Raw genomic sequence first — 9,157 nt, 5'->3', positions numbered from 1 at the left:
TCAGTGGGCTCGTCTCCGAGCGAGGGACAGCACGGCGCGAAGGCTCGATTGTCGGTCGGCGGGACGAGGGAAAGCGTGCGAAAAAAGCTAGAGCATCCACCCGTTGATGTCTGTCATGGGAAGCAGGGACAACCGCGCGGTGCGGGCATCGGTGCGTTTGGGCGCGTGCGTGTGACTCTGTTATATCAACGGCCCTGAGTGTTCTTGCGAGGGTCGCACCATGTCATCGATTGCCGAAGTGAACCGCCCTGAGTCGAAGTTCTGGAGTCTGTCGCGTTTTCCCAACCATCCTCAGGCAGGCCCTGTCGAAGTGATCGATGCGTTGACGATTACCCGGGAGGCATTCATCCGTCGCTACGTCAACCGCAACCGTCCGTGCCTGGTGAAGAATGCCGTGCGCCACTGGCCGGCGTTCCAGAAATGGCAGCAGTTGGACTACTTCAAGGCGAACTCGCGCAACAAGCCGGTGGTGGTGCGTTCGAAGATCGTCTCGGAAGTCATCGGCTGGTCGAAACCCGAGGTCAAGGCGACGCTGACCGCGTATGCCGACACGGTTTACCGGGAGATGCCGTTTCACGAGTTTCTCGACGGCCTGGGCGAGGGGCATGATCCCCTGGTGGCGGACAGCTGCCGTTTTTCCGAGGGCTCGGCCATCGAGCAGATGAAGGATGACGTCGGCGGCCTGCCGTTCATGCCGCAATTGTCCAAATCCCGGCATTACCCGCCCCATCGCAGTTTCCTCTACCGCAATTCCTATACCGACTGGCATTTCCATGTGGTCGACGAGACTTTCATGGCCCAGGTGGTCGGTGCCAAGGAAGTGCTCCTGCTGCCACCGGACGAGGCCAGTTGGCGGGCGCTGCGGCCGGTGATCGAAGAGGCGGGCTACCTGTATGACATCGATACCCGGCGCTTCCCCGGAACGCGCGACCTGAAGGCGCTGCGCACGGTGGTGGAACCGGGCGATGCGCTGTACATCCCGGTGTACTGGTGGCACGCCGTGCAATCGATGGACGACGCGTTCGGTGCCACCGTTGCGGCAACCTTCCCGACGCCCCTGCATGTCAGTGGCGATATCCGCTCGCCGATCGCCAGGCGGGTGCTGCGTACCTATCTGTTTTCCCGGCTGGCGCCGCTGGTGCTGGGCGCGGTGGCCTACTCCCTGGCCTGGCAGCTGGCGCAGAAGGTGAGTGATCTCTTCAGCCCTCGCGATGTGCGCCCATGAGCCTCTCGCGCCGTCGGCCATCCTTCGACCTGGGACGAAGTTTCTATTTTCTGTGGTGCGGCGAGTCCCTGGCGATCGTCGGCACCGCCCTGATGGAGTTCGCCCTCGGGGTCTGGGTCTACTCCCATACCGGCTCGGCAGTGGCCTTCGCCAACGTGGTGTTGGCGGCGACGCTGCCCGCGGTGGTGTTCCTGCCGTTGGCCGGTGGGCTGGCCGACCGGGTCAGCCATCGACTGATCATCATCTGTTGCGACGTCAGCCTGGCGCTGCTGCTCTTCGCCGTCATGGGGCTGCTCTGGTTCGATCGCCTGGAGCCGCTGCACCTGTATATCTTCAACTGCCTGGCCTCGATCGTCTCGGCCTTCCGCAAGCCGGCCTACCAGGCAGCCGTCAACTCGATCGTCGCCCCCGACAAGTTCACCCGTGCCTCGGGCCTCATGGGGATCAGCAAGAACGCCTCGGCGCTGGTTGCGCCGTTGCTGGCGGGTGCGATCATGGCCCACGCGGGGTTGGTGACCATCCTGGCGGTGGACCTGATCACCTTCTGCTCCGGCACCTTGCTGGTGATCAAGGCCTTTTCCCATCTGCGGCAGTCCTGCGAACGACCTGACAGCCCTGCCAAGGGCACGGTGCTGCACGGAGCGATGGGGAACGTCGCGGCCGCCCTGAGGTTTTTTGCCGGCACTCGGCTGATGGCCGGCCTGTTGGTCTACACCATGCTGCGCAATGCCATGCTGTCGCTGGCCACCCTGATGATGACGCCGTTGCTGCTGTCCACCCTGGGCAGCCAGACCCTGGGCATGGCCTACACCTGGGCGGCCCTGGGCGGGCTCGCCGGTGCCGGGCTGCTGATATCCATGGGCAACCCGCGACGGTTGATGGCCCTGGTGGCCGCGGCTGATCTGTTGCTGGCGCTGTGTGTGATTGCCCTGGGTGTGGTCTCCCACGCCTTTGCCTACTGCTCGCTGGCCTTTGTCGCCATTACCGCGGCGAGCGTGGCCGACGCCAGTGTCAACTCGCTCTGGATGCGCAGGATCCCCGCAGGCAACCGGGCGAGTGTCTTTGCCCTGATCAGCATGCTGACCATTGCCACCACCAGCCTGACGATCTTCGTCGGTGGCCTGCTGGTCGACCACTGGTTTCAACCGGCGCTGGTGCCTGGCGGGGCCTATGCCGAATCGATCGGACGCTGGCTGGGGGTCGGCCCGGGGCGCGGGGTGGCAATGCTGTTCGTGGCGGCCGGGGCCTGCTTTGCGCTGTTGGCCCTGAGTGTCCTGTGCCATGGGCCGATGCGCCGCCTGGAGGGCGCGCAGCCCGAGGCGGCACCGCGGCACACGGCTGATCCGGTACAGGCCGACGCCCTGTGAAAAAGCCCTGAAGGCCGCGTGGCGGGCCTGTTGTACCAGATTCCCGTGACAGACAGGCCAGGGGCGCTGGGTCAACCTTTGCAGGCTCTCGCGCAGTCGTCAGGACTGCGCCCGCATCGCCATCCGAGCCGACAACAATCGATAGAGGAGGACCTATGCGTCCGTCATTTTATGATCCCAGTCACTTCCCCAAGCTTCAGCACCTGGCCAACAACTGGGAGGTGATTCGCAAGGAGTTTCTCGCCCTGAATGCGCCGACCCTGACCATCAACCGGGTCGGCAAGCAGATCACCGATATCGTCAACGAAGTCGATGAACACATGGCTGCCGGTGGTCAGTACGGCTGGATCTGGGGCTGGGGCGACAACATGGAAGTGATGCCCGAGTGGACCCAGTATGGCCTGATGGCCTACGACACACCGATTCCCTATGCCCGTGAGGCGATGCCGGAAACCATCGAGCTGCTGACCCAGATCCCCGGGGTCAAGCTCTGTGCCCTGCTGCGCATGGAACCCAACGTGTTCCTGGGCACCCATGCCCATACCGGCACCTGGGAGGAGGGGCTGCTGCACATGCAACTGACCATCGATGCTCCCGTCACCGGCAACTACGCCTACCTCAACGTCAACGGCAACTTCAACCAGAGCACCAATGGCAACCTGGTGATCTTCGATGGCTCGCTCGATCACTTCGCGGTCAATGCCTCGCGGGATTTCCGTACCGTTCTGTACCTCGAGTTCTATCGCGAAAAGAACATGATCGCCGCCTGATAGCGGACGCAGCGGTCCGCGCAAACGGGCCGCTTTGGCCGTCGCCGGCGGCAGGAACGAAGAAGGGGGCGCAAGCCCCCTTTTGTTGTCTGTCCGCAACCGTCAGGCGAAAGTCGGCTGCAGGACTTCTTCCAGGAAGTTGAAGGCGGTCTGCTTGGCCAGCTGGGTGGACTCGAAGAACGCCAGGTGGCTGCCATCGCGTTCCACATGCAGGGTGGCCTCCTCGATCGAGGCGGCGATGTGGCGCGATCCGCCGATATGCGTGGTGGCATCGGCGTCGCCGGCGACCACCAGGGTCGGTACCGCGACCCGCGCCAGCTGCGAGGCCAGCTCGGTCTTGTTCAAGGCGTCGTTCAGGCGCGCATAGCGATAGAACAGCTCCGGGTTGACGTAGGGATAGAGCGCGACATGGGCGATCGGCTCGGGCGTGGTGGCCAGCGTCGCCTGGTCGAGGAACATCGTCTGCAGGTCGCTGGCCTCGTGGCGGTCCTGGGCCGCGGCTTCCATCAGCCACTCGAAGTTCTGCTGATGGGCGGTGCGCAGGTTGTCGTCGCCCAGGTTGTAGTCGCCATGCCACAGGCTCAGGGAACTGACCCGGTCGCCGTGGGCCGCGGCGGCACTGAGGGCGATCACCGCGCCGCCGCAGATGCCCATCAGGTGGGCGGTGGACAGTTCGTAGTGATTCATCACGCTGATCAGGTCGGCGACCTGGGCCTGGGTGTCCACGGCGATGCCATCGAAGGACTCGCAGGCACCGAACAGCCCGCGGGTCTCCCAGGTGACCACGAAGAAGCGTTCGCTCAGTGCGTCGAACCAGTCGCGGCAAAGGTCGAAGGGCATGCCGCAGGGCAGGGCGAGGACGATTGCCGGACGCTCCCGGTGGGTGCCGGCATAGACCGACAGGGCGACGTTGTCGCGGGTGGTCAGGTGCAGCGCCTCGATGTGCGGCGCGGCACCGCTGAAATCGAAATGCTTGAGCGCCCGCTTGAAGGCCATGCTCTCTTCGTCATCGTCGAAGTGATCGTAGCGGTAGTCGAGCGCCTCGCAGATCTTGCGGCTGATAAAGTATTCGAAGGACGACAGCTGGGCCTCGCCCCCGTGCAGGTACTGCAGGGCATGCACGCCGATCCGCGCAAAGGCGGCGTTGACCGCGCGTTCCGTGGCCCTGACGCTGGGCGAGGCCTGCTCGGGGAGCGGGCCATCGCCGTGGGCGAGAAAGCTCAGGCAAACGGGATCGGGCAGGTGGATGGCAAGGTGCCTAAGCATCCTCACGGTCTCGCACAGGCGCAACGTTGCGTCGGTGGAAATAGTCATGGATTTCAACTCCTGTAGGCACATTGCGCAGGCCAACTGTCGTCAGGCTGGTAGGGATCAGGCCACTTCGAATTTCTTGCCGCGGGTGGTATGGGTCACGAGGCGGTTGTAGTCCGGCGTCTTGTTACCGACCACCTGTACCGCGCCGTATTTCTCCAGGCTGATGCGACCGCCGTATTCCTCGATGTGATCGGAGTCCGGGTAGATCTTCACGAACGACGGCACATAGCGCGACGCGAAGCCCATGCGCATTTCCTGGGACTCACCGTTGTGCGGGTAGGAGGCGTGCATCAGGGTCGACCAGAAAATGATGAACTGGCCGGCTTTCATCACCATCGGCACGGCGGCGGATTCGTCGGGCTTGAAGTTCTCGTCGATCTGCAACTGGCGATAGTCGTAGCCGAAGAAACCGCGACGTACGCCGTCCTTGACCACCGAGCTGTTGTTGGCCTCGGGGTCGTAGCTCATGCGCTTGGTTTCGTCATAGTTCATGCTGTTCTGGGTGCCGGGGATGAACTGCAGGCAACCGTTGGCGATGGTGGCGTCGGTGAACGCGGTCCAGACGGTGATGGTACCGCCGAAGTCCTCGTGTTCCGGCCAGAGGATCTGTGGCTTGCCGGAGGCGTTGGCGAAGGTGTCGGCCTGGTGCCAGTCGGTGCCTTCATCGCCTGGGTACTTGGGGAAGAACTCGGTGCGCCAGCACAGTACGTCCGGGCCGAGGATGCTTTCGACGCGGTCGCAGATCTGCGCGCGGCAGATGTGATCGGCCAGGAAGTCGTCATCCAGGTGACGGTCGTAGTTGGCGATGTTGGTGCCGGCGGAGATGGCATCCAGGTCCTGGTAGGCCGCCGCGCTACGGTCGAGCATGCGCAGGCGGGTACGCTTCCAGGCCTCTTTCATTTCTTCCGGCGAATAGGCATCGAATGGGCCGATGAAACCGTTCTTTTCGAACGAGGCGCGTTCTTCCGGGGTCAGGGCGAATTTTTTGCTCACGGGTCTTTCCTTTTGGTCAATGGGCTTGAACAAGGTTGCGGGAGATGTAGTCGGCCAGGACCTTGGCGGTCGCGCCGTTCGCCAGGACACCGGGGTCGAGGCTGATCTGGAAGTGAGTCTTGAGTTTGTTCAGCGAGCGGATCAGGGCCAGGGAGGTGCCGCCGAAATCGAAGAAGTCGTCGTTCAGACCGATGTTCTTCAGGCCCAGGTCCTCGTTCCAGACCTTGAGCACGAACTGTTCGGGAGCCAGTTGCGTGCGGGAGATATAGTCGGCCAGCACCTTGGCGGTTGCGCCGTTCGCCAGGACACCGGGGTCGAGGCTGATCTGGAAGTGGGTCTTGAGTTTGTTCAGCGAACGGATCAGGGCCAGGGAGGTGCCGCCGAAATCGAAGAAGTCGTCGTTCAGACCGATGTTCCTCAGGCCCAGGTCCTCGTTCCACACCTTGAGCACGAACTGCTCGACCTGGTTGAGCTCCGGGTTGCCGGCCGCGCCGACCGGGGTGACGCCGCCGGTGGGCGAGGGCAGTTGCTGCTTGTCGATCTTGCCATGGGCGGTCACCGGCAACTGCGCCAGGGCCAGGTAGGTCGAAGGACGCATGTAGTCCGGCAGGCTGGCGGCCACCAGGGCGGTGACTTCACCACGGACCTGCTCGGTCCAGGCGCCGAGGCCATGGCTTGGGACCACATAGGCCACCAGGCGCAGGTCGCCATCACCATAGTCGTGTGCGCCGACATGGGCGGCCGCCACGTGCGGGCTGGTCTGCAGGCAGGCCTCGATCTCGCCCGGCTCGATGCGGAAACCGCTGATCTTCAGTTGCTCGTCGCAACGACCGGCGTAACGGTACTCGCCGTCTTCACTCAGGATCAGCAGATCGCCGGTGCGGTAGGCGCGGGTCGAGGTGCCGGGCAACTGGATGAACCGTTCGGCATTGAGGCTGGCACGGTTCAGGTAGCCCTGGGCCACGCCGGCGCCTTCGATATACAGTTCGCCGGCCGTGCCCCGGGGCACCGCTGCCTGGTTGGCGTCGAGCAGGTGCAGCCGCCAGCCATCCAGCGGCTGGCCGACGGAGACGATCGCGCCGGTTTCCAGGTCCTGGCCCAGCACACGCTTGAAGGTGGTGTGAACGGTCGCTTCGGTGATGCCGTACATGTTGATCAGTGCCGGCTTCTGGTCGCCATGGCGCGCGACCCAGGAACGCAGCACGGTGGTCGGCAGCGCCTCGCCACCGAAGACCACATAGCGCAGGGCCAGGGGCGCCTTGCTGCCACGATCGGCCTCGTCGAGGCCGCGGAAGGCCGATGGGGTCTGGCTGAGCACGGTCACGCGCTGGTCCGACAGCCATTGGCGCAGGGCGCTCGGAGAGCGGGAGACGTCATACGGCACCACGCTGACCTGGCCGCCGTGGGCCAGGGCGCCCCAGATCTCCCAGACCGAAAAGTCGAAACCGATGGAGTGGAACATCGACCAGACGTCCTGGGCGTTGAAGCCGTAGACGCGTTGTGTGCTTTCCAGCAGGCGGCTGACGTTGCCGTGGGCAACCTGTACGCCCTTGGGCTCACCGGTGGAACCGGAGGTGTAGATGATGTAGGCGGTGGCCTGGTCCGGGTCGCGACGGCCGACATCGGCACTCGGCTCCAGTGCCGGCGCGGACAGCAGTTGGTCGAGTGGCAGCACGCGCAGGGCCGGGCTCTGCGGCAGGTTCGCGGCGTCGCCGATCACCAGGTTCAGGCCGCTGTCGCGCACGATGTGCTCGACACGCTTGCCCGGATACTGCGGATCGATCGGGACATAGGTACCGCCGGCCTTGAGGATGCCCAGCAGACTGATGACCAGATCGACGCTGCGTGGCAGGTACATGCCGACACGCATGCCATCCTTCACGCCCTCATGGCGCAGGCGCGCCGCGAGCTTCGACGACAGCGCGTCGAGTTGCGCATAGCTCAATGTCCGAGTGGCGTCGGACACCGCCGTTCGCTCGGGAAACTCACGCGCCCGTGCACCGAATATCTCATGCAGGAAAGCACCGGACGTGAGAGGGGCTGGCGCGGTGTTGACCGATTCGCCAGTGTTCTTGATCGGCATGACTTACGCTCCTGTGTAATAACCAGGTGCAGCGAATCGGCGCCTTGACGAGTTGCGCTGCACTTGAGACGTCCCTGCGGCCTGGGGACCCATTGCGAAAGAGCCGGCACGATCCGCAGTGGCCGCATTTCAGCATTGAGCGGTCGCCGGCGTCTGTCGCGGGAAATGGGGACAAAGCCGTCACGGGCGGCATACGCGGCGCCTGTCCCGGTTTGCAGTGACAGACAGCTCCCCGCCATCGATGTTCTTATCCTTGCGCGGCGCTGGGACCGGTTCGGTCTCGCGCCATACAACGTGGATGTGAGGGGCTGTGGTCCAGGAGTGTTCAATGAGTCTTCAAGCTAACGCTGCGCCGGTTTTCACCGCTGACGAACTGCCGAATTCGCCGGCCTGGCCCGATGGAGTGGGCGACCCGTTGGTGCGCCTGTCCTTCCTGGCCCCCGGCATCAGCCTGCCGGTGGTGGTCGAGCCCGTCGCGGCCGGCCTGGATCCGGCGCTGTGGGCATCCACGCAACGCGAGGCGGTCGAGGCGTTGCTGTGCCAATACGGCGCGCTGCTGTTCCGCGGCTTCGACCTGGGTTCGGTCGCGGCCTTCGAAACCTTCGCCGAGGCGCTGTCGCCGGGCCTGCATGGCAGTTACGGCGACCTGCCGAAGAAGGAGGGTGGGCGCAATGTCTATCGCTCCACGCCCTATCCCGAACGCGAGATGATCCTTTACCACAACGAAAGCTCGCACCTGGAGAGCTGGCCGCGCAAGCAATGGTTCTTCTGCGAACAACCCTCGCGGGTCGGCGGGGCGACGCCGTTGGCCGATATCCGGCAGGTGCTCGGGCGCCTGCCGGCCGAGGTGGTCGAGCGCTTCGAACGCAAGGGCCTGATGTACAGCCGCACCTTTACCGCCGGTGTCGAGCCGGGCTGGGAATCGTTCTTCGGCACCTCCTCGCGTGACGTCGTCGAACAGCGCTGCCGCGAGCAGGGCACCGATTTCGAGTGGCTCGACGCCGATACCCTGCAGATCCGCACCCAGTGTCCGGCGGTGATCACCCATCCGTTCACCGGTGAGCGTTGCTTCTTCAACCAGGTGCAACTGCACCATCCATTCTGCCTGGGTGAGGAGATGCGCGAGGACCTGCTGGACATGTTCGGTGCCGACCGCCTGCCACGGCTGGTCAGCTATGGCGACGGCTCACCGATCGAAGACTCGGTCATGGCCCTGATCGGCGAGGCCTACGAGGATTGCGCAGTGCGTTTCGACTGGCGCAAGGGCGATGTGGTGATGCTGGACAACATGCTCGCCGCCCATGCCCGCGACCCCTACGAGGAACCTCGGCTGATCGTCGTCGCCATGGGTGAAATGACCGCCCGGGACGATGTCTGGAAGCCCGTCTGAACGACCCCACGCCGG

General features: G+C 64.3%; 7 protein-coding genes. 4 read left to right on the top strand and 3 right to left on the bottom strand.

Features of this window, described 5'->3' with window-relative positions; genetic code table 11:
• The first annotated feature begins 220 nt into the window (after positions 1 to 220).
• From ACZ5KU_RS15125 to ACZ5KU_RS15115, 3 genes are all read left to right on the top strand, one after another.
• Positions 221 to 1,225 carry a cupin-like domain-containing protein gene (locus ACZ5KU_RS15125; protein ID WP_416768989.1) on the top strand — a complete coding sequence of 335 codons (1,005 nt, stop codon included), beginning with the start codon at positions 221 to 223 and terminating at the stop codon, positions 1,223 to 1,225.
• Entirely contained in the window at positions 1,222 to 2,592 is a 1,371-nt protein-coding gene (locus tag ACZ5KU_RS15120) for an MFS transporter (RefSeq protein WP_054056603.1), read from the top strand. Before ACZ5KU_RS15125 ends, ACZ5KU_RS15120 begins: the two co-directional genes overlap by 4 nt.
• Positions 2,593 to 2,747: 155 nt before the next feature.
• Complete coding sequence (locus ACZ5KU_RS15115; RefSeq protein WP_054056604.1) at positions 2,748 to 3,362, top strand: aspartyl/asparaginyl beta-hydroxylase domain-containing protein; 615 nt, start codon at positions 2,748 to 2,750, stop codon at positions 3,360 to 3,362.
• A gap of 102 nt (positions 3,363 to 3,464) precedes the next feature.
• Here the strand turns inward: ACZ5KU_RS15115 and syrC are convergent, their stop codons facing one another.
• Genes syrC through ACZ5KU_RS15100 form a run of 3 tightly spaced genes read right to left on the bottom strand, consistent with a single transcriptional unit; the run spans position 3,465 to position 7,752 of the window.
• Positions 3,465 to 4,676 carry a syringomycin E biosynthesis aminoacyltransferase SyrC gene (gene syrC, locus ACZ5KU_RS15110; protein WP_054056605.1) on the bottom strand — a complete coding sequence of 404 codons (1,212 nt, stop codon included), beginning with the start codon at positions 4,674 to 4,676 and terminating at the stop codon, positions 3,465 to 3,467.
• Positions 4,677 to 4,733: 57 nt separating this feature from the next.
• Positions 4,734 to 5,669, bottom strand: a complete 936-nt coding sequence (gene syrB2 / locus ACZ5KU_RS15105; protein WP_017904096.1) for a syringomycin E biosynthesis L-threonyl-[L-threonyl-carrier protein] 4-chlorinase SyrB2 — start codon at positions 5,667 to 5,669, stop codon at positions 4,734 to 4,736.
• 16 nt (positions 5,670 to 5,685) lie between these two features.
• Complete coding sequence (locus tag ACZ5KU_RS15100; RefSeq protein WP_464737380.1) at positions 5,686 to 7,752, bottom strand: amino acid adenylation domain-containing protein; 2,067 nt, start codon at positions 7,750 to 7,752, stop codon at positions 5,686 to 5,688.
• A gap of 328 nt (positions 7,753 to 8,080) precedes the next feature.
• Between ACZ5KU_RS15100 and ACZ5KU_RS15095 the strand changes: the two genes are divergently transcribed.
• Positions 8,081 to 9,142: a TauD/TfdA family dioxygenase gene (locus ACZ5KU_RS15095; protein WP_416768987.1), complete on the top strand. Its 1,062-nt coding sequence runs from the start codon at positions 8,081 to 8,083 to the stop codon at positions 9,140 to 9,142.
• The last annotated feature ends 15 nt before the right edge of the window (positions 9,143 to 9,157 follow it).

It is taken from the genome of Pseudomonas sp. Tof1 (assembly GCF_055390395.1).
Note: the sequence above shows the minus strand (reverse complement) of the source record. Positions and strands in the feature narration are given on the sequence as shown.